The following is a 25,785-nucleotide window of genomic DNA, read 5'->3' as shown; positions in this document are numbered from 1 at the left end:
CCGAGAAGTTCCCGATCTTCATCGTGCTCGATCTGCTGGGCCTGCCGCAGGAGCGGATGGCCCAGTTCCTCAAGTGGGAAAAGGAACTGCTGCACACCAACGACTGGCAGGTACGCGGCAACGCGGTGAAATGCGTCAAGGACTACCTGCTCGAGGAAATCGAGGCGCGCCGCAAGGAACCGCGCGACGATTACATCACCAAAGTGCTGGATTTCGACGTCGACGGCCGTCCCTGGACCGACGACGAAGTGCTCGGCCACTGCTTCAACCTCTACATCGGCGGTCTCGACACGGTCACCTCGCTGCTCGGCAACATCTTCAACTACCTGGCCTCGCATCCCGAGAAGCAGAACGAGCTTCGTGCCGACCCTTCGCAGATCGTGCTCGCGGTGGAGGAATTCCTGCGCGCCTTCGCGCCGGTCACGGCGTTCCGTATCGCCACCAAGGTCATCGAAATCCAGGGCCAGACGATCATGCCCGGCGAATACGTGGCGTTCTGCTCGCCGGTCGTCGGCCGCGATCCGGCGTTCTACGAAGATCCCCAGGACATCCGGTTCGACCGCAAGGCCCCGCACATGTCGCTGGGCAGCGGCATCCACAAGTGCCTCGGCATGCACCTCGCGCGGCTCGAACTTCAGATAGCGGTCGAGGAGTTCGTCAAGCGCGTCCCGGAGTTCCGGACCAAGGACGGTTTCCAGGTTCCCTATTTCGTGGGCAACATCCTGCACGTGCCCGACCTGCAACTGCAGTGGGACTGACGTAATTTTCCTGCCCCGAGCGGCTCGCGTCACCGCGACCGCTCGGGCAATTTGCGGTCAGGCCGTTTTTGCCTCGCTCGGCAGATGCTTCGCGGCAACGAGGTAGTTGAACACCGCGACGATCAGGACCAGCGCCGATATCAGCATGCTCTGCTGCAATCCCGTCGCCGACGCGGCCAGGCAACCGGGTGCCGGACTGGCGCCATGCACCGCAAGGCACTGCGCGGCATAGTCGCCCGCGAAATGGTAGTCCGCCAGCCGATCGCTCAGATAACCCAAGGCGACCGAACCGATCCCCAGCCCCGCCACCGTCTGCCCGAACGCATGCAACGCCGCCGCCGATGCGCGCATGCGCGGCTCGACCAGGGTTTGCGTCACCGTCATCACTGCAGGCGTGAAGGCGTAGAGCAGCGCCGTGGCGACGAACAGGAAACCGACCAGGACGCGCCAGTCGGACTGGTAGAGCGCCAGCAGATATAGCGGCAGCGCCATCCCGACGGTAATCGCCGGTGCCCATGCCCCCCATCGTATATCGCGTTCGATCAAGCGGCTGGCGATATTGCCGCCCGTGATCTGGCCGACCATCGTGGCGAGGCTGAACGACATCGCGAAAATCAGCCCGGCCTGCGACAGCGGCAATTCGAAACGCCGCACCAGCAGAGGGATCAGAAACAAGTTGGTCCCGAAGCCGACCAGCCCGACAAGGCCGCTGCCGCACGTCAAGTGAAGAAACGATGCCGATCGGCCAAGCCGCCGGAGAACTTCGGTGAAGCGCGGGGTCAGCGCCTTGTCGCCGGCGTCCTTGCGCTCGGGTTCGGGTATCGTCGTATAAAGCAGCAGGGCCAGCACCAGACCCGGCACACCGACCGCCGCCATCGTCCAGCGCCAGCCGAAATGCTGGGCAAAGGCGCTCCCCGCAACCGCGGCGAAGGCGCTGCCAAGCGGCGCGCCCAGCGCGATCAGCGAATATACCAGGGCGCGGCGCCCGACGGGAAACCGGTCGGAGATCATCGAAACCAGCGCCGGTGTGAAACCGGCTTCGCCCACGCCCACGCCCATGCGGCAGAGCAGCAGTTGCACGTATCCCCCGGCCGCGCCGCACAGTGCGGTCATGATCGACCACAGCACCGTAACCACAGCGATCAGGCGCACGCGATTGAAGCGCTCCGCCAGGCGGGCCAGGGGTATTCCCAGCACCGCGTAGAACAGCGCGAAGGCCAGACCGCCCATCATTCCCAACTGCAGATCGCTCAATTGCAGATCGCGCCGGATCGCTTCGCCGACGACCGCGATGATCGTGCGATCGACGAAATTGATCATGAAAATCGCGCCCAGCAAGGTCAGGAACCATCGGTCCCTGGCGGCAAAGCCTGTAACTGCCATGTCTACGTTCTCTCCCAACACGGACAAGGTCTTGTCTCGCGCATTGAACATATTGAACAGATTTCTTCTCATTTGCACAATTTTTTCTTGAACTGGATAGGGGCTTGGGCCAACAGCAAGGTCAAACTGCTATCGGGGATTCCGCCAATGAAATCGCTTTTGCTCGCTCTCACCGCCCTCACCCTATCAGCCCCCGCCTTTGCCGCCGACGCGCCTGTGATAGACCGCAACGAGGCGATCTTTTCGGCAGAAGGAACAAAGCTGGGCAAGATCGACCGCGTCCTGCCGGGGGCCGACGGCACTGCCAGCACGGTGCGCGTGATCTATCGCGGCAAGTTCATCACGATCCCGGTGCAGACGCTCAGCACCGGCGAAAAGGGCCTGACGACCAGCCTGACGAACGCCGAACTCAAGAAGCTCTGACGGTTCGCGTCAGCTCGGCAAGGTGTTGGACGGGACCCCCGGGTCCCGTCCCAACCGGCGGAGCCGCCATATACTTGAAGGTCAGGGCGACCCGCCCACCGCATCACCCGAATGCAGCGGGCATCGAACGAAGCCCTATTCCTTTACCGGCGTCAGGTTCTTCATGAAGGCCACGAAGTCCGGCCCGAACTCGGGCAGCGGCAGGCCCAGCTTTTCCGCCAGATACTGCGTCATGAAGTTGTCGTTGAGCGACTTGTTCGTCGCAGGGATGTTGCCGATGCCGACCTGACGGTCGAAGGCCCCGACCGCGACCAGCGCCATGCGCAGCGCGGCGACGATATCGTAATAGTCGAGGTGTCTGGCGGTCTGCCCGCTGGCCGCTTCCCACAGGGCAATGGTCTCATCCCGGCTCGGCAGGCCTTCGAGCCGGGGCACGCCGAAGCGGCGACCGAACAGGTCGTCGAAATAAAGCCACCACGCCAGATCGAGTTCGGCGGGGCCCAGCGCGGCCAGTTCCCAATCGATCAGCGCGTTGACGCCGCCGTCGGGCGCGAACATCACGTTCGACGGGGTCGGATCGCCCCACAGCACGTTGACGCCGGCATCGTCGGGCATATTGTCGCGGACATAGGCCATGGCGGCATCGACGATCGGCATCGCGCGCCCTTTGCCCGCCGCCTTGTGCCAGGCTTCCAGCGCGCCGACGTACTGGTCGAGTCCAGGCTTGCCGAGGTCCGGCAGGGCGAGGAACTCGAAGCCATCGTGCCAGTCGATACGCGCCATGCTGCCAAAGGCCGCGATGGCGTTGGCGAAAGTTTGGCCACGCTGGGCCGGCGTCATCTCGACGAGCCAGCCTTCCAGGTTGTAGTTGGGCTTCTGCTTGGCGCATTCGCCCTCGACCTTGCCCATCACCAGGAACGGCAGGCCCAGGATATCGGACTCCAGATGCATGCCGATCCAGGGCGGCACCGGCAGGTCGCCACGCGCATCGAGCGCGGCCATCATCTTGCCTTGAAGCGCAAGGCTGCTGCCGAACACGACCTCAAGATCGGTGGGCTGCCGGCGCACCACCAGGGTCTGGCCCCGCGCTTCGCCGGCTTCGACGTAATCGACGTCGACGAAGAATATGTCGGCCGAAAAACCGGCACCCAGCGTGACGTTCAAGGGCTTCACGACGATGTCGCGCCAGTCCGGCTTCTGCGTGGCCAGCCAGTCCTGCAACTGCACGGTGATGCGGTCGGGGGTCAGAACTTCCATGTCAGAGCCCCTTCGCGGCCAGAGCGCGCTTCAACTCGGCCGTCAGCGGCCCCATGTCCTTGGGCGAAGATCCATGGAGCAGGATCTCGTCGGCACCGGCGTCGAGGAAATCCATCAACTGGTCCGCGCAGCGCGCCGCGGTGCCTACGGCGGCCCCTTCGTCCAGCCACTGCTGCGGAAGCAGCTTGCTCACGTCGACCAGTTCCTGCCGGGTATAGGCCTGGTCGGCCGGCTTGCCGTTCAGCCCGGCGATCTTGGGATGGGCGCGAATGGCGTCCAGTACCGTCTTGTCCCAACCATTGATGTCGACGATCAGGTCGCCGAAACCGGGCAGTTCGAAATAGGTGATAGCCCGGCCGCCCACGACGGCCTCTTCCTCCGCCTTGGGCAAGTCCGGCGCGACGATGATGTTGTGATAGATACGCACCGACATCGGATCACGCCCGGCCTTCTCGGCCGCATCGCGCACGATCTTGGTGCTATTGCGCACGCCTTGTGCCGAGACGAAGGGGTGCAGCAGCACACCGTCGCAATGTGCGCCCGCGAATTCCAGGCTCTTGGGCCCGATGGCGGTGAAGATGATCGGCGGCGGCGTGCCGCCGTGCCGGTCCGTCAGGCTGATCGCCGGGAATTTGCCGAGGATGCCGTCGTAATCGACCTTCTCCCCCGCCCATAGACGGCGGCAGATCGAAATCAGATCGGCCAGCCGCTCCATGGTGATGGGCGGCGATCCCAGCATCTTCATGTAGGCAGGCACGGCCCGCGCGAACATCAGGCGGAACCGCTCGCCGCTCATCGCCTGCATCATGTCGGCGACGCTGGCCGTGACCAGCGGGTGCCGCATCGTCGCATACATGGTGCCGGTGATGCGGATCTTCGAGGTGGCCTGCGACACGGCGCCGGCCAGCACCGCCGGCTCCTTGAGCGAATAGCGTTCGGAAATCCAGACGCAGCCCAGGCCGATCCTTTCGGCCTCCTGCGCTTCCTCGATACCCCGGCGCGGATCGCTGACCCGGCCGGGCAGGATGTACGTGCCGAACTTGTCGAACAGGGCCCGCGCCCCCGGCTCCTGCGCCACGTGCCGCACTTGCGTCATCACATTCGTCCTCTCTTGTCGACGCGTCGGGATTGCCCCCGCCGTCCTTCACCGCAACCTATCAGGCGACAGGGGCGGGATGAACCTCGACATAGAGCCGGGTCAGCTTGAGCGCGGCGATCTTCCAGGTCCCGTCCTGCCGGACGTAGCGCTCGTGATAATGGCCGAACCCGGTGATCGAGGCCCCGCCGGGGATCGGGCACTTGCCCGGCGACCACACCACCCGGTCCTGCATGGCGGTGACGACATCCGCCTCGTCCTCGCGCAAGTCGATTTCCGAGGAATGGACCTGATGGGCGGAACGCGCATCGATCACGGCGAAGCGAACCTGGTCGAGGATCGCCGCATGGCCGGAGATCGGTGGATTGCCGGTGTCTTCGCGAACGTCCATCACCGCATCGGGCGTGAACAGACCGATGAAGCCGTCCCAGTCCTTGGTGTCGAGAAAGCGGCAGTAGCGGGCCTTAACCATGCGTATGGCTTCGTAGTCGAGCAGCCTTGCCAGATCGTCGGTCATGTCCGCACCCTCACCAGATCACGCGCATGTGCGCGCGCAAGGTGCGTTCGCGAATGGCCTCTGCGCGCTGCTCGGGCGTGACACGCACGGTATCGGCGGGAAGATGCGCGTTCACCTCGCTCAGCTTCACTTTCCTGATCGTCGGCGTCGGCCGCTCCTCGGTGTTGAACCAGCGCCCCTGCACCGCCCCGCGCGGATAGCCGGAGGTGTCCAGCCAGTTATGCACTCCCGGATCACGCGCGGAAATGACCGCGCGGAACACCCCATCGCCGTCGATCTTCGCCTGCGCCGCGTTGAGGCTCGACTGGTTGTGATACCAGTCGGTCGTCTCGTAGAGTTCGTTGGTGAGGATCAGCGACCAGTAGTCGACCTCCTTGGGAATGCGCACTTCGGTGACGAGCGCTTCATCCTCCGCGAGATCATAGGCGCCTTCGTAGTACGATTGCCGTGCCAGCCCGCTCATCTGCGAGAAGTCGACGACTTTCAAAGTGTTTATCAGTCCCTCGTCGCGCAGCTTCTGGACCTTGTCGGGAAAGGCGAGCGCGCAGACCGCAGCCGTGCCGGGTATCTCGGCGAACCTGTGGGCGAGTTGCGCCAGCGTGGGGCGCCCTTTCGAAGCCTGCGCCGCATCAAGCCGGACGATGCCCAGGCGCGGCTCGCGCTCGATGCCCCAGTCGCATCCGACGATGCGCAGCATCAGCTTCTCGGTCTCTGGCTTGAGTTCCCACCAGTCGCCGGCATGACCTTCGGGCCGGCTGGGCGAAAGGATGACGTCGAAACCGCCGTCCGCCGCGATCTTCAGGTCGTCGAAGTCGTTGGCGTCCTGCGCGGGATGGTGCTGGCCGGTGCGCAGCGTATCCGGCCCCAACTGCGCCAGGATCATCATGCGCGTAGTGCCGCGATCGCCGCGAATACGGTACGTGCCGCCCTTTTCGATCAGCGCCGCCTTGTAGATTGTGTCGGCGTTGGGCTGGAAGATGTTCTGGCAGATGTTCAGTTCGGGCACGAAGATCGGGTGACTACGATCATGCATGATGGCGTCGTTGGTGGTGCGCAACACGCCCGAAAGCAGCAGTCGCAGCGATTCCTGCATGACCTGCGGGTCGTCGCGCAGACGTTCGGGAATACGCTCGCGCATCTTCTGGCCCAGCGGTCGCAACTGGTCGAGCAGGTCTTCCCATTGGTAGATGCCGGTATCGGTCATGTCCGTCTCCACTGTCTGTCTGATGCCGGGCGAGGCAAGAACGCGATCCACGGGAAGGACCGCGCCGACCAGCAAGGCCGAAGCGCCCGCGCAGATATCGCGCCTAGTGTGTGGCAAGCAGGTGACCCTCAGTTCCTCGCGCCGGGCAGCGTCGATGCCGGCCGCCTCGAAATAGCCCTCGATGCCGCCCCACTGGCGATCGAGCACGTCAAAGGCCCCCTGGAGGAAGCCGTCGTCCACGCCGATCAGCACCGCGACCATGTCGTCCGGCGGCACGAAGCCGAAAGTCGCGTGAAGATCGTGCTTGAGGTTGCCCGACATCTTGAGATTGGCACCAAAGACATCGGACTTGCGATAATCGTCGAGGATGACCGGGCGCGGCACACCCACGAGGTCGAGGAACAGGGCCACAACGACACCCGTGCGGTCCTTGCCCGCCGTGCAATGCACCAGCATCGGCGTTTCCCCTTCCAGCAACGCGTCGGTCATCGCTGCAAGATGGCGCAGGAACGATTGCGGCATCAGGCCGTAGTTGTGAGTCATCACCTCGGTCGCCCGCCGAGCGGTCGGATCGCGGCCGAGCGATTGCCACATGTCCTCGCCCTGCGCGCGCAAGTCGGTGTTCATGTCGAGGTCGAGCAGGCGGCACTCAGGTCCGCACCACAAGTGCGGCGCCTTGTCGCGCTCCATCGACGAGCGCAGATCGGCGACCGTGCGAAAGCCGAATTCGGCAAGCTCCGCATTATGCTCGTCGAGGAAGCTGGCGGGCCCTTCCGAACGGAACAGGATGCCCGGTCGCACGGTCCGCCCGCCTGCGCATGACAGGCCGCCCACGTCGCGGAAATTGAGACGGGAAAGCGCTGCAGTCATCAGCTAGGGTCCTTGGCGGGGGGATAAGAAGGCACGACCGCGGCCATCTGGCCAAGCAGTTCGTCCGACATCCAGACATGCTCGACGAAATGGCCCACCGTATGGCGCTCGTCGGTGTAGATGTAGCGCAGCATCTCGCCGACGCTGCCCTCGAACACGACGGGATGGCGTGCAAGGTCGAGCGAGGCGAGATGCGCCTCCCAGTTTTCGACAGGGCCAGTGATACGGGTCGCTACGTGATGGAAACGGATCGCCAGGGCATCGCCACCGGGCAGGACCTCGCGAAACAGCGGCGCCGTATCGCCGACCGGCTCGATCAATTCGATCTCCACCCCGCCCACGGCCGTCAGCGCGACCTTGAGCACCGGCCTTCCCGCCGGGTCTTCGCCGGGCTGGATATTGGTCAGTTCGAAAAAGCCGGGGGCATCGTATTCGGCCTTCATCAGGGCCATGGCCGCGACGAGATCGTTGGTCACGTAGGCGACCTGGCAGTGCTGGCTATTGGGCCGTGCGAACATGCTGAATTCCTCGATGCGCAGCGCACGCTATGGCCGGGACGGCCGCATGCACCCTGCCGGACGGTCAGTTGGCGAACATCTTGCCGCCATCCACGACCAGCGTATCGCCGGTGTGGTAGGAGGACATGTCGCTGGCGAGATAGACGACGGCGCCGGCGAGGTCCGAGGGTTTCCCGGCGCGACCAAGCGGCGCCTTGGCCGCGACCATGTCGGCCAGCATCCGGCCCACTGCCGGATCGGCGAAGGTCATCTCCGTCTCGATGAAGCCCGGCGCGATGACGTTGCAGCGCACCCCGATCGGCCCGAGTTCGGCCGCAAGCGCCTTCGCGAGCGAATTGAGCGCGCCCTTGGCGATGCCGTAGTGCGCCATGGTCGGCACGCCCTGGAAGATCGAGCCGCTGCCGCAGATAATCAGCGACCCGCCGGGATCGCCCGCCTCGCTGCGCTGTTTCATGTGCCTGGCGCCTTCGCGCAAGGTAAACACGGCGCCGTCCAGGTTGACGTCGATGAGCTTGCGGTAGGTGCCGACGTCCATGTCGGTGAAGGCGACCTGGCTGGCGATGCCGGCGTTGGCCACTACCGTATCGATCCGGCCCATCGCCTCCAGCGCCCGCGCGAAGCCGGCCACGATGTCTGGCTCGCTGGCCACGTCGACGCTGTCGGCAAAGACTTTGACGCCATAGGCGCGCAGCGCTGCGGCGGCCTCCTCATTCTTGTCGGCGCGGCGCCCCCACAGGACCACGTCGCTGCCCGCGCGCGCCAGCCCTTGTGCGAAGCCGAAACCCAGCCCCGAATTGGCACCCGTGACGAGCGCCACCTTGCCGGTGAGGTCGAACAGATTTTCCGGCAATCGCTCTCTCCGCTCACGCCGGCCCGAAATGGCCGCGCTTTGGGGAAACCTGCAGTCGCCCCCGTCACTGCGCAAGCAGGCGGTGTTTCGTCATCGTGCCAATATCATCGTCAAACCGCCCTGGCGCGGCCACTGGCCGGTCACGACAACATTGCCTGCCGGAACTGCCGCGGCGTCAGGCCGCTCGCCTTGCGGAACGCGGCCGAGAACGCCGCCGCGCTGTCGAAGCCGCACTCCCACGCCACCACCTTGATCGCCGGGCCGCCGGGCGCCAGCAACCGGCGCGCCATCGCGATCTTGCGTTCGGCGACGTAAGTGGTGAGCGTCTGCCCGGTGGTGGCGCGGAACAGCCGGAAGAAGTGCCGTGTCGACAGGCCGCATTCCGCCGCGAGTTCGGCGACCTGGGGTAGCTTTCCGGGCTGCTCGACGCGTTCGTCTATCCGGGCGATCTGCATAGGCGAAAGGCGGGCGGCATCGCCAGCCTCGCGGCTGGTCGCCTGGTGCAGATAGCGATGCAGCTCGATGGTCGCCTGCATCCACACAGCGTGCGCCAGCATGTCGCTGCAAAATCCGGGCCGGGCGATCTCCTCGGCGATGCGCCGCAGCGCCTGGTCCAGCGCGCGGCAGCGAATATCGAGCGTGGCGCGCAGCGTATCCTCGCAGATGCCGATCTCCTCGGCCGGGAGGCCAGATCCGTCGAAACCGCAGCAGATCGAGGTCTGCCGCCCTTCCCCCCACCAGGTGTGCAACCGGGCCCCGGCGGGGATGAAGATGACCGGCCCCAGCGCCGTGGTCGCGCCGTGATCGATCTCCGCATAGCCGCCGCGCGGCCTGCCCGGCCGGGGCGACAGCGCCAGGTCCAGAAAGCTGCGCGGCGACGAGAACACGCCGCCTTGCGGCCCGTCGAAGCGGTAGTCGTGCAGTTCCATCACCACGCCGGGCAACGTGATCCGCCCCCGGATCGCGCAGTCCATGCCCGACGTAGCCGGCAGATCGTAGACGTGGGAGGTGCTCTCCATCAGCCCGCTTCCTCAACCATGGCGTTCTCGCGCCGAATTTGGCGCGGCGGCGATAGCCGCGCACCTTGCGAAGGAAAGGGTCGGCCTTGTTAGATCGTGCTCTGGCGCGTCCTCGACGGACAGCGACCATGGACAAGGGAGAGCGACATGAGCAGCCTCGCGCAGGAACAGGCGGCAAGCCGCAACGTCATCGACATCACCGACTTGCACGAACCGATCCTCACCGACATACAAAAGCAGGTCCTGGCGGGCGCAGAGGCCGGCGCCGACCAGATCGTGTTCGATCCCGCCGTGATCCTTGCCAACGCGCAAGGCCAGACCGGCCTGACCGATTTCGGCCCCGCCGATTTCCGCGAGCGCCTCGCCGTCTGGTGCCAGGCGGTCGACGAAGACGCGAATGCTTCTGCCGTCGCCCGCGCCAACCTGTTCCAGATGATGATCCGCCTCGCCGCGACACGGCTGCGTATCGAGGACATTGTGCAGCGGCACCCCGAAATCCTGGAGATCGCGATCGAGCGGCCGATCATCGTCGCCGGTCTGCCGCGTTCCGGCACCACGCATCTGCTCGGGCTGCTCTCGGCGGACCGTCGTTTCCGCTCCCTGCCCTGGTGGGAGGCGATCGCCCCGGTCCCGGCCCCGGATGAGGAACCGACCTCGCAGGACGCTAACCCCCGCTGGACCAAGGCCGAACATGGATGGCGGGCGATGGAATCGATCCTGCCGTACATGGCCATCATGCACGAATTCTCGCCCGACCATATCAGCGAGGACATCGAGTTGCAGGCGGTGGACTTCTCGTCCTACCTGATCGAATGGCTGGCCCACGTACCGCGCTGGCGCGATTATTACCTCAGCCACGACCAGTCCGGCACTTACGCCTACCTCAGGAAATGCCTGCAGGTTCTGACGTTCCTCAACGGACCGAACCGCTGGGTCATCAAGTGCCCCCAGCACATGGAACAGCTACCGGCACTTTACCGGACGTTTCCGGATGCCACCTTCGTGCTGACTCACCGCGATCCGGTCGGCTCGATCCGCTCCCAGCTTACGATGTATACTTACGCCGCGCGGATGCTGCGCAAGTCCGTCGACATCCGCGAACCGCTCGGCTACTGGCCCGCCCGCTACGAGACCCTGCTGCGCGCCTGCGTGCGCGACCGTGACGTGCTGCCGCCGGAGCAGACCATCGACGTCTATTTCCACGACTGGATCCGCAACCCCGACCCCATCGTCAAGGAAATCTACCGCATCGCCGACATCCCGCTGACCGACGACGTGCTGGCGGACCTTCACGCCTATCTTGCCGAGCATGGCGAGCAGAAGAATGGCAAGATCGTCTACGATCTCGAACGCGATTTCCACGTCACCGGAGAAGACCTGCGGCGGCCGTTCGACTTCTACTTCGAGCGCTTTCCGGTCAAGGTCGAGGTCCGATAAGATCGGGCCCTTGCGTTCCTACCGTCCGGCAGGACGGCGTCCCGGCGACGCTCCTTATGAGTGGGCATCACCCCGTCTCTCAAGAGGTATTCAATGCCCGAACTTAACGTCGTCACGCGCGATGGAACGCTCAGGACGATCGAGGCCGCAAGCGATGTCAGCGTCATGGAGGCGATCCGCGATGCCGGCTTCGACGAACTGCTGGCACTTTGCGGCGGATGCTGTTCGTGCGCGACCTGCCACATCTTCGTCGATCCGGCCTTTGCGCAGGCGCTGCCACCGATCTCCGAAGACGAAAGCGACCTGCTGGACGGGTCCTCCCATCGCGGCGAATATTCGCGCTTATCGTGCCAGGTGATGATGACGCCCGCGCTTGCCGGAATGCATGTCACCATCGCACCCGAAGATTGAAGTCCCTACCTATCCGCACCCGAACAGAACGAAACGGAGAGAAACACAGTGGCCTGGAAAGAACCCATTCGCGAGCAGTTGGACGTAACCGGCTCTCCCCTGCTGACCGACCGGCAGAAAACGATGGTCAAGCACTGGACCGACCTTCAGGAAACGCTGAACGCTGGCGATTTCGACGGGATGGACCGCTTCTTCCATCCCGATTTCCGCTACGGCAACCCCAACCGGCCCGACCTTGGCACGTACGAGCAATGGAAAACCTCGCCCGTCGCGCTCTACAAGACCTTCTTCCCGGCCGCCTACAAGACCATCGACGCGGTGGGCAAGGGCGAGGACGAGATCTGGATCTACGCCACCCATTACTGCAAGCACGTGGGCGGCCCTTACATGGGCGTGCAGCCGACCGGCAACGAATTCCAGGTCAACTGGTTCTCGATCGTCAAGTTCGCGGGCGACAAGATCATCAACATCTTCAGCATTTCCGATGTGCTGACCATGCTCAAGGACATCGGCGTGGTCGACGTGCCGCAGCCGGTCGATCCCTATAAGTAATCCGAGCGATCGGCATCACCGGCGGCGTGCGTGGGAACTCGATCTCCCGCGCACGCCGTGCGTCCTTACGGTTGGACCGGAGGGAGCAGGCCGGCGAGGAGGAAGGCGGCCATGCGCCCTGCCTGTTCCGTCGCGTGATCCTGGTCCACCTCGGAGCCCGCGCCCAGCCTTTGCTGCATCGGCACGGCGCTGAAATAGTACCCCACGCCCTGGACCAGCAACGCCATAAGCGCCGGGGTCGAGATATGGTTCACCGGGCGCGTGCGCCGCACCGCATCCAGCAGGTCGTCCAGGCGGTGCTGGAACGGCAGCACGAAGCGATCGACGATATGATCGAGCCGCCAGGTCGACCGGCACCCTTCCACGTTGGTCAAGGCCACGATATCGGCGTTGAGCGTCGCCCACAGGCAGAACCGCTCCACCAGATGGCGCAGGCGGCTTTCGGCATCGGCGCGTTCCTCGAACACGCTTTCGACGAAAGGCGAGGCCTGCGCCATGCGCCAGTCGACCGCGCGCACCCACAGGTCCTCCTTCCGCCCGAAGCGGACGTTGAGCAGATTGTGGCTTACCCCCAGCCGCTTCGAGAGGTCCCGCAGCGTCGTCCCTTCGTAGCCGCGCTCGGCGAAAGTCGCGAAGGCCACCCCAAGCAATACGTCTTCATCCACCGAATGGTCGGCGTTCTGGGCGGGGCGTCCGCGGCTGCGTTGGGGCTGATCGAGCATTGCGTGTCCCTTAGCGAATGGGCGTTGACTTATAAATTGTCATCCGTCAATTTAAACGCAAGGAGAATGGATGCCGCTATGAGTCTGCAAAAGGATGTTTGGTGGGCCGTCGCACGGTCGGAGGAAGTCACTTCGGACAAGCCGTTGTCCGTCGATATCGGCGATCAGCCCATCGTTTTGTGGCGCGATAATCATGGCATCGCGCGCGCCCTGGAAGACCGCTGCCCACATCGCCGCGCCCCGCTTTCGCTGGGCTGCATCCGCGACAATGGGTTGATCCAGTGCGGCTATCACGGCTGGAGCTACGACGGCGAAACGGGACGCCTGAAGGAAATCCCGAACATGAAGGACCAGCAGAAGTTTCCGCCGGTCTACAAGGCTACCGCCTTCGCCGTCAGCGAGCAGGCCGGATTCGTGCGCGTATGCCTCGATCCCAAGGCCGAGGCGCCGGCCAGTGCGTCGCCGCACTACAAGTACAGCGGCACCGCCAACGTGAGCTTGCGGCATCAGGAATACCTCGATGCCCTCTATGACGATCCCAGCCTGCTGATCGCCATCCGCGCGGTGCACTTCACCCCCTATCTGATGTCGGAACTGCACGAGCAGGGCGGCAAGCTGGTCATGGAACGCAGCTGCCAGTGGAAGACGCCGCATTGGCCGGCCCACTTCGTCGCCGAGTTTCCGCTCACCTTGCTGACCAGCACCGATCCGGTCAGCGGCGAAACCGAACTCACCTTGCGCGACGATCAGGCGAAGGAACTGCTCCACGCAGTGCTGGCGCCGGTACCGGCGGCACGCGGGGTCACGGCGGTACGCTGGCGGGCCGAACTGGGCGAGCGCCACGCCGGCATCCGGGGCGCGCTGCTGCGCGGCAGCAATCCGCTTTCGGTCCTCTCGTCGATCGACGGAACCAAGCTGCGAACCACCAAGCCGACGGTCTCTCTGCACGGCGAAGACCTGCGCGCGGAATTGCGCGGCGCCACTCATGACAGCTCCCAGCCTCCGGTTGATCGTACCGTGGCTGCCTGAAGGAGGATACCCCAATGCTCGAAGTAGCCGACCGTCCCTCGCAAACGGACGAAAGCCCGACCACCCGCGCGTCCACGCCGATTTCGCTGAACGCAATCAACCGCTGGGTTCCGCACGACATCGTGATGCGCGATAGCTGGTTTCCGGTAGCCCACAACTATTCCGTGACCGGAAAGCCAGTGCGGCGCGCGATCTATTCGCACCCGATCTTCCTGTGGCGCGAGGACGGCGTCGTCGTCGCCAGCGAGTTCCACCCCAACGAACGCATAGCCCGTGACAAGAGCGTCTATACCGACGTAAAGGGTCATTACCCGACCATGGAGCACTACGGTGTCGTCTGGGTGTGGTTCGGGAACCCCCAGGCCGCCGACCCGGTCCACCTGCCGAGCCTGCCGTTCCTGCCCCCAAAGGGCGGCCTGCCCAAACACATGACCGCCACCGTGCGGTTCGAATCCTCCGCGCCCATCAGCCTCGAAAACCTGATCGATCTGACGCATGCCGACTTTCTGCATGCCGACGTCGTGGGTGATGAACGTTCGGACAGCGAAACGGTCGAGACTTTCTACGACAGCGAGACCGTCACCATGGTTCGCACCTTGGTGAACAAGTCGGTGGCGCCGGTGATGAAGTTCTTCAGCGGCATCCGCCAGCCGACCCAGAACGTGCGCCAGGTGATCCGCATCTATCTGCGTTCGCACTGCGCGATCGCTTATGGCCAGCTTCAACCCCGGCGACGACGTGCCGCTGTTCCACCCCTGCACGCCCGAAACGCGCGACCGCACGCGCATGGAAATGGTGATGAACACCTCCAATGCCGGGCTCATGTTCCGCCATGTCATGCCCAAGGCCGGCTACAAGGTCTCGCGCCAGGACAGCTACATGACCTCGCCGCAAAGCCCGCGCTACATGCGCCATACCGACCGCAAGGACCTGCACAGCAAGTTCGACCAAGCCGGACAGCGCTATCGCATGGCGATGATGGAACTCGCCGAGCGCCAGGAGAAGGGCGATTTCGCCTATCGGGACAACGTCAGCGCCGATTGCAGCGACATCATCGGCCTGCGCAAGGAACTGTTCCAGTTCTGACCTGATCTCTCCACTGGGCGGGCCGCGAGTCCGCCCTTTTTTTCCGATAACGGGAGGGTACATGCCCACTTTCACCAACGCCGTCGGCGGTGAACGCCGCTGGTGGGCCGTCATGCCTACCCTGCCCGCCCCGGCGATGGCCGGTATCGGCCAGCAGATGGAACAGGCGGGCTTCGAAGGCTGCTTCTCGCTCCAGATCTACGGCCCGCCGTTCGTGCCGATGGCCGCGACGGCGGCGCTGACCAGCACGCTCAAGGTCGGCACCGGGGTCGCCATTGCCGGCACCCGCAGCCCGGTCGAAACCGCTTACGCCGCGATGGACGTCGATCGCATCTCGGACGGCCGCTTCGTGCTGGGCCTGGGTTCGAGCATCAAGAGCTGCGTCACCGGCATGTACGGAGAGCCCGAGCGCAAGCTGCTCACGCACTTGCGCGAAAGCGTGAAGGTCATCCGCTACGTGATCGCCAATGCCCACAAGGGCCTGGATCCGATCGCGGGCGAGTATTTCTCGGCCGATTTCGAGGAAATGATGCTCACCGCCCCGCCCGTGCGCGAGGAGATCCCGATCTGGATCGCCGCGCTGCAGGACAAGATGACCGCGCTGGCGCTGGAAATCGGCGACGGGCTGATGGTCCACGCGCTGTGGTCCGCCGCCTACACCAAAAGCAAGTTGCCTTTCCTCAACGAAACACTGGCACGCTTCGGCCGCACGCGCGCCGACATCGAGATCAACGCCTGGCCGTGGATCGCGGTCAACGACGACAAGCAGCAGGCCATCGACGACAGCCGCGCCACCGTCGCCGCCTATTCGGGCTACAAGGAGTACGAACCGTTCTTCGAAGCGATCGGCTTCGGCGACCAGGCGCGCGCCTGCCAGCTCAGTCTGGGCGAACACGGCGACATCGCCAAGGTCATCGGCAACGTCTCGGACGAGATGGTCGAAGCCTTCGTGACCTGCGGCCCAATCGATGAGGTACTGGAGAAGATCGAGCCGTTCTGGGACGTGGTCGACTCGCTCTGCCCGATGACGCCCTATCGCGACCTGACGATGGACCAGTTGACGCAATACAACGCGGGCCTGTTCAAGCTGGTCGCCACCGCCAAGGCACGGGCCGGCGCGGCGCTGCAATCGGCTTAGGGCGGCAGTGACGAGGACGCAGGACCCGATGCCCGCGCGCCAGGCCATCGCCGACCAGTTGAGCAACTATGCGCGCGCGGTGGACCGCATCGACCCTGAACTTGGTTACCGCGTCTGGCACGAAGACGGCACCGCCGACTATGGCATCATGTTCCGGGGCAGTGGCCGGGACTTCATCGACTGGGTGTGCGCCACGCATGCCCGGATGACCGCTCACGCTCATCATATAACCAACGTGCTCATCGACGTGCGCGGCGACCGGGCTTCGAGCGAGGCCTACGTCCGCGCCACCCTGCGGTTCAGCCGCGAGGGCCGGAACATGGTCGGCAGCGTCTTCGGCCGGTATCTCGATCGCTGGTCGCTGCGCGACGGGCACTGGGCCATCGACCACCGCATCTACATACAGGACATGGACGAGTTGCGCGACGCGGGCGCCCCGCTGGTCGGTGCCTTCGGCGGCACGCGCGACCGCAGCGACCCATCCTATGCGGTGCTTTCAGGCGAGCCCTAAGCCGCAGGGGCGCGACGCCGCGCCCCACCGCATCAGGCGGGCACCAGCTCCTCGACCATCGCCTTGCCGGCGATGAAGCCCGTCACCATCGCCGGGCCCACGTTGCAACCATGGGCCGGAGACTTGCCGCGCCAGATCGAATTGGCGTCGAGCCCGGCGGCATAGAGCCCCGGCACGGCCCGTCCGTCGGCACCGATGACCCGGCACCGGGCATCGATCTTCAGGCCAACGGTGGTCGAGCCATCGCCGGGATAGATCTTGATCGCGTAGAACGGTGCCTTCTCCACCGGGCCGAGGCAGGGATTCGGCTTGTGCTTGGGATCGCCGATCTCGATGTCGATCTGCGTATCGCCTTTGCCGAACTCCGTATCCGTGCCGGTTTCGGCAAAGCGGTTCATCCTGGCGACGGTCTTTTCCAGCCCATCGGCATCGACGCCGATCTTGGCGGCGAGCGCGCGCAGCGTCGGCGCTTCGATCACGTAGCCCGCCGCCACCAGCTTCTTGAGGCCGCCACCGCCGGGATAGACCATGCCCATCCCGTATTTCTTGACGAAAGCCGCATCGCCGATGATGTGCGCGGGCACCGCACCGTCGGCGTGCATGGCTTCGACGAAGTGAACCGACGCCTCGTTGCCGAAGCGTTCGCCCCTGGCGTTCACCGCGATGCAGCCCGGCTTCGACATGTCGATGAGGTGGGCATAGCGTGCCACGTAACCGTCGGGACGAGTCAGCTTGGAAACCACCGCCCAGACCGCGTTGACGATGTTTTCACCGCCCAGCGCCGCGCCGGCGTCCAGCCCCATGTTCATGCCATCGCCGGTGTTCTCGTAAGGCAGGATCGAGACGTGCTGCTCGGCAAAGGGGATGTAGGCCTTGCGCAACTGCTCGCTCGCCGAGAAGCCGCCCGAGGCCAGCAGCACCCCCATCCGCGCGCCGATCTGCTCCTCGCCGACACGCACGCCCGTCACCCGGCCGTCCTTCACGACGAGCTGGTCGACGGCGGCGCCCTTCTCCATCACGACCCCCGCGTCGAGCGCCGAGCGCAGCAGCCGGGCCGCCAGCGCATTGCCCATCGTCAACCGGGTTCCACGCGGATAGCGGCGCACCTTGTCGGCGCCGAACCGCGCCGCGAGCTTACCGAAATGGATGATGGAACGCGCCGACGGCATCTGCGCCAGATAAGGCAAGTCGAACAAGTCGATCATGAAACCGCCGGGCGCGTTGAACTCCTCGCGTGCGGGCTTCAGGTCGGCGAAGTGCACGCCCAGCTTCTTGCCGTCGAACTCCTGCGGCGCCAGCAATCGGCCGTGGTCGGCGGCTCCGGCGACTTGTGGGTACCAGTCGCTGCTGGGGAGGGAGAGCAGGAAGTGTACGGCGCTGTGCCGCTCCAGCCATTCGACCATTTCGGGGCCGGCATCGAGGTACGCGTCGATCAGGTCCGGCTCGGCGGTCGGCCCGATCACGTCGAGCACGTACTGGCGAGCAACCGCGCGGCTGTCCTTCACCCCCGCCGCGCGCGCCTGGGGGCTATCGGGGATCCAGATGCCCCCGCCGGATACCGAGGTGGTGCCCCCGAATTGCGGCGCCTTCTCCAGCACCAGCACCGATGCGCCTGTAGCAGCCGCGCGCAAGGCCGCTGTCATGCCTGCGGCGCCCGATCCCACTACTACCACGTCAAATTCGCGCATCGGGGTCTCCCGCTCCCTGTCCTGCTTCACTCTCGCCCGTTTCGGGGGCATTGCCCCCTCCGCCCGGTAGGTTCAGACCTTGGGCATGATCTCTTCGGCTACCCAGCGCAGCCGGTCCAGGTATTCGTCGATCCCCGAAATGCCGGGCGGCAGCGGCACGATCGTCTCGTTGACGCCCAGATCCTTGAGCCAGCCGATCTGGTCGATGATCTTCTGCGCATCGCGCGTGCCCGGCGCGCGCGGATCGTCCATGATCTCGTGATGCGCGCCGACGTTGAGCATTTCGAGCGCGAAGAACAAGTCGATCGGGCGGCCGTCGTATTCCGGTTGCGCCCGGATGATGTCGATGCATTCGGGGAATTTCTCGGGCGGCGTGCGGAACGGCGACCAGCCATCGCCGAACTTCGCCACCCGCTTGAGCACGGGCTCGGCATCACCGCCGAACCAGATCGGCAGGCGCGGCTGCTGCACCGGCTTGGGCGCGAAGCCGACATCCTTGAACTTCACGAATTCGCCGTCGAACTCGGGATTGTCCGAAGTCCACAGCTCGATGATCGCGGCGACGTATTCGTCGGCGATGCGTCCGCGCTGGTGGAAGTCGACGCCGAGCATGTCGAACTCGTCCTTGAGCCAGCCCACGCCGAACAGCGCGGTCGCCCGCCCGCCGCTCAACCAGTCGAGCGTGGACCAGGCCTTGGCCTGCACGATCGGGCTCTGCAGCGGCAGGATCGAAACCGAGGAACTGACGCGCATCCGCTTGGTGCGACCGGCCAGGAACGCCAGCGCCACGGTGCCATGCACGTAGTGATCGCCGGACAGCGCGATGTGCTCCTGGGGTATGATGAAGTGCTCGCCCAGCATGCACTTGTTGAAGCCCAGATCGTCCGCGACTTGCAGCGCGTGGCCGATGTCGTCACCCGTCAGCGCATGTTCCCACGGCTGGGTCATCGCCGCTACGTGCATGCTGTTCGGCACGCCCACGTTCAGCTTCATACCCTCTTCCCCTCTTCGCCTTTGTGTCGGCCGCGATGATCGGCCTGCACCGGGCGATCGCACCTTCCAAACGGAAGGGCGCCGCTGCTTCAGCCTGAAACGAGCGCCGATGCGCAGTGTCGGGCTTCGGCGAAGTCGTCGGGCGTATCGAGATCGAACGCCAGGCCGCGCCGGCGCACGATCGCCGCCTGCGGCCAGAAGCCGCGATGATGCCCCAGGCTGCCCGGCCCAAACGCGAAACGGCGCGCGCCGCCCCTGGCCAGCGCCAGAGCATTGGTGCCTTCGCCATGCCGATCGGGTGCGATGGCGACGCCTGCGTGGAATGCCTCGGCGAGGATTTCCTCCACGTCCTCGGGCGACAGGAACGGCAGGTCGGCATGGATCACCAGCAGCGGCCGATCCGGCAGCGCCGCGCAGGCACGCGTCAGTTCCTCGTTAAGCCCGGCGCCGCGATCGGGCATCCATGTCGTCATTCCGGTCAGGGCTGGCGTGGGTGCCAACAACCGCACGTCCTCGATGCCCTCGGCCGCCCGCAGGCTTGTCACGACACGGCGCGCCATCGCCTGGGCCAAGCTGGTCCGCGCCGGGAGGTCGAGCAGGTTCGACAGGCGTGACTTGACCTGTGAGCCCTGCTTCATCGCTACCAGCGCAGTCCATCGTTGCAAGCGAACGGTCCTTTGTCTGCGGCTCTAAGCCTCGAGCGGAACAAGCTCTCCGGTGATCCGAATCCCCGCGCCGTCCACCTTGTACGTCTTGTTGAGGAAGATCAGCACCGAAGTCAGCGCCTCGGCGGCGGCGGAGTTGGCGAGCGCGCCGCCATGCAGGCCGCGCAGGCCCATCGCGTCGGCCAGCGCCACGACGCGCCCGCGCGCGACCTTGTCGTCCCCGAAGACCAACACGTCGCAACCGGTATCGATGTCCTGCGCCAGCTTGTGCGCCGCCACGTTGTGGAACGCCGAAACCAGCGTCACCCCCTCGCCCAGCGCGGCCTGCGCCTTGAGCGCGGCCGATCCTTCCGACGGCAGTTGCACTCGCATGACGCGCGGCGGGACCAGCGGAACGGTGGTATCGACGACGAGTTTGCCGCTCACGTGCGGAGCGATGTCGGCAAGCGTCGCCTCCTGCGCGGCGAAGGGGACGGTGACGATGACGATATCGCCCTGGGCCGCCGCCTCGGCATTGGTCGCACCGCGCAGGCCATGACCGAGGTCTGCCGCCGCCGTCTCGGCGCTTTCCGTGCTGCGCGACCCGATCACGACCGGATAACCCGCCCGCGCGAGCCGCCAGGCGATCGCCGCGCCCAGATTTCCGGTGCCGCCCACGACGGCTATGGTTGCTAGGGTCATGCTGAGGTCTTCCTTCGTTTTTCAACCGACGCCGTGCGCCGGAACGCGCGCAGCGACATCGCGATAAAGCGTGGTGCGTTGGCGCACCGGCCGATCGACGGAGGCCGCCAGCGCACGCATCTCCGCAGGACCGAATTCCTGTCCGTTGACGCCGCCCGCCGCGCGCGTGATGGATTCGTCCATCAGCGTCCCGCCCATGTCGTTCGCCCCCGCCTGCAGCGCCGCGGCGGCACCTTCCGGCCCCATCTTGACCCACGACACCTGGATATTGGTGACGACCGGGTGCAGCACGATGCGCGCGACGGCATGCATCAGCACCGCCTCACGATAGCTCGGCCCGGACCGGGCAAGGCCCTTGCGCCAGATCGGCGATTCCATGTGGACGAACGGCAGCGGCACGAATTCGGTGAAGCCGCCGGTCTCCTCCTGCAAGGCGCGGATGCGCAGCAGGTGGCGCGCCCAGTGGCGATACTGTTCGACGTGGCCGAACATGATCGTCGCCGTGCTGCGCAGCCCGACGCCGTGCGCCACGCGCATGACCTCGATCCATTCGTCGGCGCTGACCTTGTCGGGACAGATGACGGCGCGGATTTCCGGATCGAGGATCTCGGCGGCGGTGCCCGGAAGCGACCCCAGCCCGGCGGCCTTCAGACGCGCGAGGTAGTCTTCCAGCGGCAGGCCCAGCGTCTGCGCGCCGTGCGTGACTTCGAGCGGCGAAAACGCATGGATATGGATATCCGGCGCCGCCGCTTTCACCGTGCGCAAAACCTCGAGGTAGGTATTGCCATCATAGTCCGGATGGATACCGCCCTGCAGGCACACTTCGGTGGCGCCGCGCTCCCACGCCTCGGCGGCGCGGCGGCCGACTTCGGCCATGTCCAGCCGGTAGGCGGGGCCGCGCATCGCCTTGGTGCTGCCCTTGGAGAAGGCGCAGAACCCGCATTTGTAGAGGCAGATGTTGGTGTAGTTGATGTTGCGGTTGACCGCATACGTCAGCGTTTCGCCCGAACTGTGCCGCCGCAGCCGGTCGGCGAGCGCGACGACGGCGGCAAAATCGTCGTCCTCGGCATCGAACAGCACCTCGATGTCGCGCTCGCTCGGCGGCTGCCCCGCCTCGGCCCGGTCCAGAATCGACGCGATTTGCGGGGAAACTGTCCGCGCCCCGATGCAGGCGACCTCGGGCACCGCGTCACCGCGTCCGGCCGCCCAGTCGTCGCGCTTGGGCAAGCCGCGCGCGTCGATCGCGCGCAGGACGCGCGCGGCCATCGCAGGATCCGCCCATTCCTTCGCGCCCAGCGCATGGCGCGGGCCGATCGCCAGCCGCTGCGCAAGCGTGCGACCGGCATCGCGGGTCGCGGTCTCCAGCACTTCGAGGTGCGGCCAGGGCGCTTCGGGGTTCACATGGTCCGGCGTGACCGGAGAAACACCGCCCCAATCGTTGACCCCCGCGCGGATAAGCGGCGCCAGATCGACCCGTTCGTGCAGGTTCGGCGGCGCCTGGATGGTCATCTCCGGCCCCAGGATCAGCCGCGCGGCGGCGATGGCCCACACATGATCCTCGAGCGATGGTTCGGCGTGGCCCGCCATAAGCGTGCCCGGCTTGGCGCGGAAGTTCTGGACGATGACTTCCTGGATATGCCCATGACGGCGATGCAGATCACGGATCGCCACCAGCGCCTCGACCTGTTCGGCGCGGGTCTCCCCGATCCCGATCAGCAGGCCGGTCGTGAACGGTACTTTCGCCCTTCCCGCGTCCTCGATCGCGGCGAGGCGGCGTGCCGGTGCCTTGTCCGGGGAGCCGAAATGCGGCCCGCCGCGCGCGCACAGACGCTCGGATACGCTTTCCAGCATGATCCCCATGGAGGCGGCATGCGGGCGTAGCATGGCGTAGTCGTGCGTATCCATGAGACCGGGATTGAGATGCGGCAGCAGCCCCGTTTCGCGCAGGACGAGCTGCGCCATCGCCCCAAGATAAGCCAGCGTCGATTCATAGCCCAGGTTGGCCAGCGCCTCGCGCGCGGCGGCATAGCGGGCCTCCGGCAGATCGCCCAAGGTGAACAGCGCTTCGCGGCACCCGGCCGCAACGCCCGCGCGCGCGATCGCCAGGACTTCCTCCGGATCCAGATAGGCCGTCCCCGACCGCGCGGGCGTGGTCGCGAAGGTGCAGTAATGGCAGACGTCGCGGCACAGCCTGGTGAGCGGGATGAACACCTTGCGCGAATACGTGACGCGCTGCCCGTGCCCGGCCAGCGTGGCGGCCTCCGCCGCCGCCATCATGGCGTCGGGCCCAACGCTCAGGAGCCGGCTGGCGATACCCTGCGCATTCTCGTCGCTTTGATAGAGCCTGTCCAACGTCACATCACACTCCACGCCTTGGCTCCACGCCTTGACCAGACCAGTGCCGGCTGGGGTGGCGACCCCAGCCCGGTACACCGATCAGAACGAGTATTTCGCCGATACCCCCCACGTCCTCGGCTCGCCCGCATAGACCGAGCTGGTCGGGAAAGAGGGCAGCAGCACGCTCGACGCGGAGTAGTAGTTCACGTTGAACACGTTCTTCACGAAGACGCCAAGGTCCAATCCGGTCCCGGCGATACCGCGCAGATCGAGACGGGCATTGGCGAGTTCGTAGCCCGGCAGCTTCTCTCCGTTCTGGCCGCCGAAGTCGTCGGTCATGAACAGATCTGCGTTGAACGTCAGTTCCCCGTCCGCCGGACGGATCGGCATGATCCAGCTAAGGCTGGCCGTGCCGGAGAAGGTGGGGGAATACTTGTTGACCTGATCAGGACCCAGCACGATCGTCGACGGCAAGGTGCCCGGGATGGTAACGCGCTCGACCTGCACGTTGGTATAGGCGGCATTGAAGCCGATCGTCATGCTCGGTACAGGGCTGATCGACGCTTCGAGTTCGACGCCCCAGATGCGCAGATCGGCCGCGTTCACCGCCAGCGATCCGTTGCTGGGCGAGTCGGGAGTGCCATTCGGCACGGTCGTCTGGGTATTCAGGAACTGCAGGGCGTTCTTGTACTTGCTGTAATAGGCGGCGATATTCAGCAGGCCTCGCGCCGAACCGACGTGGTAGTTATATTTCGAGCCGACTTCCACGTCGGTGATCGTCTCTTCGCCGGTCTTCTGGAACGGCCGCAAGTCGGCGCAGACGCCGCCGGTCGATACGCAGGCCGGATCGACGCCGCCGGTGGTGAAGGGGGTTTCGAAAAGCGGCGTATTGACGTTGGCACCGCGATAGCCGCGCCGGGACACGATATAAAGGAGCCAGTCCGGATTCGGCTTGTAATCGAGGCCGATGGTCCAGCTCGGCTCCTGGCCCTTGTTGGATACCGTACCGACGCCGTCGATCGCGCCGGTCCCCGCGACGGCGAGGCAGGTCGCTTCGGTGGCGTAGGTGGTGCCGATCGCGCCGCCACAGGCGGAAACCTTGTCCCAGCTATAGCGTGCGCCCAGGTTGAGCTTGAGCTTGTCGGTGATCTCGTAGCCGATCTGGCCGTAGACCGCCCAGTTCTTGTTGCGCACATGGGCCGTAACCGCCGGCGCCGGAACCGAGCCGACCGAGAAGGCGGTGAACTGCGAGCCGCTGGCACCCGCGGGCTTGTCGTTGTTGTAGAATACGCCTGCGATGAAGTTGAACCCGTTGAAATCGCCGAGCAACTGGGTTTCGTTGGTCATATACTGGCGGTCGAGCACCGACGAGGCCGTGAACAGCGTGAACGGCACCGACGCCGGGCTGGCGAGCCCCGTGGGGATATCCAGGATCGGCAGGCCGCCGGTGTTGATGAGCTGGTAGCTGTAGTTCTTGCGATAGCCGAAGATGTTGCGCAGCGTCAGCGCCCCGAAGGTGAACGAGGTGTCGTTCGTGATCGAGGTGGTCTTGCGATAAGACGCGCCGCCGTCGATCCCGCCATCGAACGAACCGCGCCTGTTCGCTCGCTGCGTGGCAAGCGCGGCATCGACCTGCGGCTGGACCGCGCCCAGGCCGAGCGCTGCGAACGGATAGTTCTCGCGCAGCAGATACAGCCCGCCCGCCAGTTCGTCGCCCTTGAAGTATTCGTAGATGGTCGTGCTCTTCAATCCGTCGACAGGTTCGAGCAGCAACGACAGGCGGAAGCCATCCTGATGGATATTGTCGAACCCGGGGCCGCCGTCGAAGGCGATCGTGCGCGGATCCTGGCGGCGGATCTGGCCCGCCGCACGAAACGCCACCTTGTCCTCGACGATGGGAATGTTCACCGCGCCCTGGATCTCGCGGTAATCGAAGCGGCCATACGTGCCTTCGACGTAGCCTTCGAATTCGTAGGACGGCTTTTCACTGCCGATCACAACCGCGCCGCCCAGGGTATTGCGCCCGAACAGCGTGCCTTGCGGGCCCTTGAGCACCTGGATGCTGCCGATGTCGTAGGTCGGCACGTTCGACCCTACGGACGGAAGCGGAATATCGTTCAGGTAGATGACCACGCCAGGCGTGACTTCGCCGAGCGGCAACTGCCCAATGCCGCGCAGTGTAAGCGCCACGTTGTCCTTGCCGCCCTCGGAGGAGAACGTGAAACCGGGCGCGATGGTCTTGACGTCGCTGACGGTCTGGACCGTGCTGCGTTCGAGCGCATCGGCCGAAAACGCGGTGATCGAGACCGAAACGTCCTGCAGCCGCTCGGCGCGCCTGCGGGCCGTCACCACGATGTCGGACGGACTGGCCGCTTCGGCCTGCGGTGCAGCCGCGGCGCTGTCCTGCGCGGCGGCCGGGATGGCGAACAGGGCCGCGGTCGAGAAAAGCGCGCCTTTCAAGATTTTCGTATGCATTTTTATCCCGTCCAAATACTGTTATCGTTGCCGCCACGATCTTGGGTCGAGGCTGGTGGTTGCTCTAGTTGCGCGCCTTCCCGGGTTTCCTCCACCTATCTCGCGATAGGCCGCGTACGCCCTGGTCCTGTTTCTTGCGTGATTGCCTTCCAGGGCAGACGCCCC

23 protein-coding genes and 1 pseudogene are annotated in these 25,785 nt (G+C 65.3%); 9 read left to right on the top strand and 15 right to left on the bottom strand.

Annotated elements, in window-relative coordinates; genetic code table 11:
• The coding region (locus PW947_RS30460; RefSeq protein WP_299636501.1) for a cytochrome P450 at positions 1-758 on the top strand (758 nt) is incomplete at its 5' end.
• Positions 759-815: 57 nt separating this feature from the next.
• Here the strand turns inward: PW947_RS30460 and PW947_RS30455 are convergent.
• Entirely contained in the window at positions 816-2,213 is a 1,398-nt protein-coding gene (locus tag PW947_RS30455) for an MFS transporter (protein ID WP_299636500.1), read from the bottom strand.
• A 75-nt stretch (positions 2,214-2,288) separates the two neighbouring features.
• On the opposite strand from PW947_RS30455, the gene PW947_RS30450 reads away from it, so the two are divergent.
• Positions 2,289-2,564 carry a hypothetical protein gene (locus tag PW947_RS30450; RefSeq protein WP_069709860.1) on the top strand — a complete coding sequence of 92 codons (276 nt, stop codon included), beginning with the start codon at positions 2,289-2,291 and terminating at the stop codon, positions 2,562-2,564.
• Between the two features lie 135 nt (positions 2,565-2,699).
• Here the strand turns inward: PW947_RS30450 and PW947_RS30445 are convergent, their stop codons facing one another.
• The 7 genes from PW947_RS30445 to PW947_RS30415 all read right to left on the bottom strand — a co-directional run bounded on the left by PW947_RS30445 (position 2,700) and on the right by PW947_RS30415 (position 9,895).
• Positions 2,700-3,821, bottom strand: a complete 1,122-nt coding sequence (locus PW947_RS30445; protein WP_069709859.1) for a phosphotransferase family protein — start codon at positions 3,819-3,821, stop codon at positions 2,700-2,702.
• A gap of 1 nt (position 3,822) precedes the next feature.
• A complete protein-coding gene (locus PW947_RS30440; RefSeq protein WP_299636496.1) occupies positions 3,823-4,917 on the bottom strand; it encodes a TIGR03857 family LLM class F420-dependent oxidoreductase in 1,095 nt (364 codons plus the stop codon).
• 61 nt (positions 4,918-4,978) lie between these two features.
• Entirely contained in the window at positions 4,979-5,434 is a 456-nt protein-coding gene (locus PW947_RS30435; protein ID WP_069709857.1) for a nuclear transport factor 2 family protein, read from the bottom strand.
• A gap of 10 nt (positions 5,435-5,444) precedes the next feature.
• Entirely contained in the window at positions 5,445-7,508 is a 2,064-nt protein-coding gene (locus PW947_RS30430; protein ID WP_299636493.1) for a tyrosine-protein phosphatase, read from the bottom strand.
• Positions 7,508-8,026: a VOC family protein gene (locus PW947_RS30425; RefSeq protein ID WP_299636491.1), complete on the bottom strand. Its 519-nt coding sequence runs from the start codon at positions 8,024-8,026 to the stop codon at positions 7,508-7,510. The genes PW947_RS30430 and PW947_RS30425 overlap by 1 nt, the downstream gene beginning before the upstream one ends.
• Before the next feature lie 64 nt (positions 8,027-8,090).
• Positions 8,091-8,876, bottom strand: a complete 786-nt coding sequence (locus tag PW947_RS30420) for an SDR family oxidoreductase (RefSeq protein ID WP_271183574.1) — start codon at positions 8,874-8,876, stop codon at positions 8,091-8,093.
• Between the two features lie 140 nt (positions 8,877-9,016).
• Positions 9,017-9,895 (bottom strand): AraC family transcriptional regulator, encoded by an 879-nt coding sequence (locus tag PW947_RS30415; RefSeq protein ID WP_069709853.1) that lies wholly within the window; start codon positions 9,893-9,895, stop codon positions 9,017-9,019.
• 147 nt (positions 9,896-10,042) lie between these two features.
• Between PW947_RS30415 and PW947_RS30410 the strand changes: the two genes are divergently transcribed.
• The 3 genes from PW947_RS30410 to PW947_RS30400 are packed head-to-tail and all read left to right on the top strand — an operon-like array spanning position 10,043 to position 12,295.
• Positions 10,043-11,332 (top strand): sulfotransferase, encoded by a 1,290-nt coding sequence (locus tag PW947_RS30410; protein ID WP_299636489.1) that lies wholly within the window; start codon positions 10,043-10,045, stop codon positions 11,330-11,332.
• Positions 11,333-11,392: 60 nt separating this feature from the next.
• Positions 11,393-11,743 (top strand): 2Fe-2S iron-sulfur cluster-binding protein, encoded by a 351-nt coding sequence (locus PW947_RS30405; RefSeq protein ID WP_299636487.1) that lies wholly within the window; start codon positions 11,393-11,395, stop codon positions 11,741-11,743.
• Between the two features lie 48 nt (positions 11,744-11,791).
• On the top strand, positions 11,792-12,295 hold the full coding sequence (locus tag PW947_RS30400; RefSeq protein WP_299636485.1) for an ester cyclase: 504 nt from the start codon (positions 11,792-11,794) through the stop codon (positions 12,293-12,295).
• A gap of 65 nt (positions 12,296-12,360) precedes the next feature.
• Here the strand turns inward: PW947_RS30400 and PW947_RS30395 are convergent, their stop codons facing one another.
• Positions 12,361-13,017 carry a TetR/AcrR family transcriptional regulator gene (locus PW947_RS30395; protein ID WP_069709849.1) on the bottom strand — a complete coding sequence of 219 codons (657 nt, stop codon included), beginning with the start codon at positions 13,015-13,017 and terminating at the stop codon, positions 12,361-12,363.
• A 78-nt stretch (positions 13,018-13,095) separates the two neighbouring features.
• Here PW947_RS30395 and PW947_RS30390 point away from each other — a divergent pair, with 78 nt between their 5' ends.
• The 4 genes and pseudogenes from PW947_RS30390 to PW947_RS30375 all read left to right on the top strand — a co-directional run bounded on the left by PW947_RS30390 (position 13,096) and on the right by PW947_RS30375 (position 16,781).
• Positions 13,096-14,046, top strand: a complete 951-nt coding sequence (locus PW947_RS30390) for a Rieske (2Fe-2S) protein (RefSeq protein WP_299636482.1) — start codon at positions 13,096-13,098, stop codon at positions 14,044-14,046.
• A 14-nt stretch (positions 14,047-14,060) separates the two neighbouring features.
• Positions 14,061-15,132 (top strand): annotated as a pseudogene (locus PW947_RS31305) (aromatic ring-hydroxylating dioxygenase subunit alpha).
• Positions 15,133-15,193: 61 nt separating this feature from the next.
• Positions 15,194-16,270 carry an LLM class flavin-dependent oxidoreductase gene (locus PW947_RS30380; protein WP_069709847.1) on the top strand — a complete coding sequence of 359 codons (1,077 nt, stop codon included), beginning with the start codon at positions 15,194-15,196 and terminating at the stop codon, positions 16,268-16,270.
• 28 nt (positions 16,271-16,298) lie between these two features.
• Positions 16,299-16,781, top strand: coding sequence for a nuclear transport factor 2 family protein (locus PW947_RS30375; RefSeq protein WP_299636476.1), 483 nt, complete (start codon positions 16,299-16,301; stop codon positions 16,779-16,781).
• A 32-nt stretch (positions 16,782-16,813) separates the two neighbouring features.
• On the opposite strand, the gene PW947_RS30370 is transcribed toward PW947_RS30375, so the two are convergent.
• The 6 genes from PW947_RS30370 to PW947_RS30345 all read right to left on the bottom strand — a co-directional run bounded on the left by PW947_RS30370 (position 16,814) and on the right by PW947_RS30345 (position 25,620).
• On the bottom strand, positions 16,814-18,469 hold the full coding sequence (locus tag PW947_RS30370) for an FAD-dependent oxidoreductase (protein ID WP_299636474.1): 1,656 nt from the start codon (positions 18,467-18,469) through the stop codon (positions 16,814-16,816).
• A 72-nt stretch (positions 18,470-18,541) separates the two neighbouring features.
• Positions 18,542-19,462 carry a TIGR03619 family F420-dependent LLM class oxidoreductase gene (locus tag PW947_RS30365; protein ID WP_299636472.1) on the bottom strand — a complete coding sequence of 307 codons (921 nt, stop codon included), beginning with the start codon at positions 19,460-19,462 and terminating at the stop codon, positions 18,542-18,544.
• 89 nt (positions 19,463-19,551) lie between these two features.
• Positions 19,552-20,127: a 2-phospho-L-lactate guanylyltransferase gene (gene cofC, locus PW947_RS30360; RefSeq protein WP_299636471.1), complete on the bottom strand. Its 576-nt coding sequence runs from the start codon at positions 20,125-20,127 to the stop codon at positions 19,552-19,554.
• 24 nt (positions 20,128-20,151) lie between these two features.
• Positions 20,152-20,808, bottom strand: a complete 657-nt coding sequence (gene npdG / locus PW947_RS30355; protein ID WP_299636469.1) for an NADPH-dependent F420 reductase — start codon at positions 20,806-20,808, stop codon at positions 20,152-20,154.
• 21 nt (positions 20,809-20,829) lie between these two features.
• The gene (gene cofH, locus PW947_RS30350) at positions 20,830-23,166 is read right to left on the bottom strand and encodes a 5-amino-6-(D-ribitylamino)uracil--L-tyrosine 4-hydroxyphenyl transferase CofH (RefSeq protein ID WP_299636467.1); all 2,337 of its coding nucleotides are present in this window, start codon (positions 23,164-23,166) and stop codon (positions 20,830-20,832) included.
• 78 nt (positions 23,167-23,244) lie between these two features.
• Positions 23,245-25,620: a TonB-dependent receptor gene (locus PW947_RS30345; protein WP_299636465.1), complete on the bottom strand. Its 2,376-nt coding sequence runs from the start codon at positions 25,618-25,620 to the stop codon at positions 23,245-23,247.
• Positions 25,621-25,785 lie beyond the last annotated feature (165 nt).

The organism is Paraburkholderia sp., assembly GCF_028283785.1.
Lineage (GTDB): Bacteria > Pseudomonadota > Gammaproteobacteria > Burkholderiales > Burkholderiaceae > Paraburkholderia.
The sequence above is the reverse complement of the archived record's forward strand: the minus strand, read 5'-3'. Positions and strand labels throughout refer to the sequence as shown.

What these genes read in the sequence shown, in the direction of transcription:
- PW947_RS30455 (WP_299636500.1), bottom strand. Translation starts at nt 2,213, where the DNA reads ATGAGAAGAAATCTGTTCAATATGTTCAATGCGCGAGACAAGACCTTG.
- PW947_RS30450 (WP_069709860.1), top strand. Translation starts at nt 2,289, where the DNA reads ATGAAATCGCTTTTGCTCGCTCTCACCGCCCTCACCCTATCAGCCCCC.
- PW947_RS30445 (WP_069709859.1), bottom strand. Translation starts at nt 3,821, where the DNA reads ATGGAAGTTCTGACCCCCGACCGCATCACCGTGCAGTTGCAGGACTGG.
- PW947_RS30440 (WP_299636496.1), bottom strand. Translation starts at nt 4,917, where the DNA reads ATGACGCAAGTGCGGCACGTGGCGCAGGAGCCGGGGGCGCGGGCCCTG.
- PW947_RS30435 (WP_069709857.1), bottom strand. Translation starts at nt 5,434, where the DNA reads ATGACCGACGATCTGGCAAGGCTGCTCGACTACGAAGCCATACGCATG.
- PW947_RS30430 (WP_299636493.1), bottom strand. Translation starts at nt 7,508, where the DNA reads ATGACTGCAGCGCTTTCCCGTCTCAATTTCCGCGACGTGGGCGGCCTG.
- PW947_RS30425 (WP_299636491.1), bottom strand. Translation starts at nt 8,026, where the DNA reads ATGTTCGCACGGCCCAATAGCCAGCACTGCCAGGTCGCCTACGTGACC.
- PW947_RS30415 (WP_069709853.1), bottom strand. Translation starts at nt 9,895, where the DNA reads ATGGAGAGCACCTCCCACGTCTACGATCTGCCGGCTACGTCGGGCATG.
- PW947_RS30410 (WP_299636489.1), top strand. Translation starts at nt 10,043, where the DNA reads ATGAGCAGCCTCGCGCAGGAACAGGCGGCAAGCCGCAACGTCATCGAC.
- PW947_RS30395 (WP_069709849.1), bottom strand. Translation starts at nt 13,017, where the DNA reads ATGCTCGATCAGCCCCAACGCAGCCGCGGACGCCCCGCCCAGAACGCC.
- PW947_RS30390 (WP_299636482.1), top strand. Translation starts at nt 13,096, where the DNA reads ATGAGTCTGCAAAAGGATGTTTGGTGGGCCGTCGCACGGTCGGAGGAA.
- PW947_RS30380 (WP_069709847.1), top strand. Translation starts at nt 15,194, where the DNA reads ATGCCCACTTTCACCAACGCCGTCGGCGGTGAACGCCGCTGGTGGGCC.
- PW947_RS30375 (WP_299636476.1), top strand. Translation starts at nt 16,299, where the DNA reads ATGCCCGCGCGCCAGGCCATCGCCGACCAGTTGAGCAACTATGCGCGC.
- PW947_RS30370 (WP_299636474.1), bottom strand. Translation starts at nt 18,469, where the DNA reads ATGCGCGAATTTGACGTGGTAGTAGTGGGATCGGGCGCCGCAGGCATG.
- PW947_RS30365 (WP_299636472.1), bottom strand. Translation starts at nt 19,462, where the DNA reads ATGAAGCTGAACGTGGGCGTGCCGAACAGCATGCACGTAGCGGCGATG.
- npdG (WP_299636469.1), bottom strand. Translation starts at nt 20,808, where the DNA reads ATGACCCTAGCAACCATAGCCGTCGTGGGCGGCACCGGAAATCTGGGC.
- PW947_RS30345 (WP_299636465.1), bottom strand. Translation starts at nt 25,620, where the DNA reads ATGCATACGAAAATCTTGAAAGGCGCGCTTTTCTCGACCGCGGCCCTG.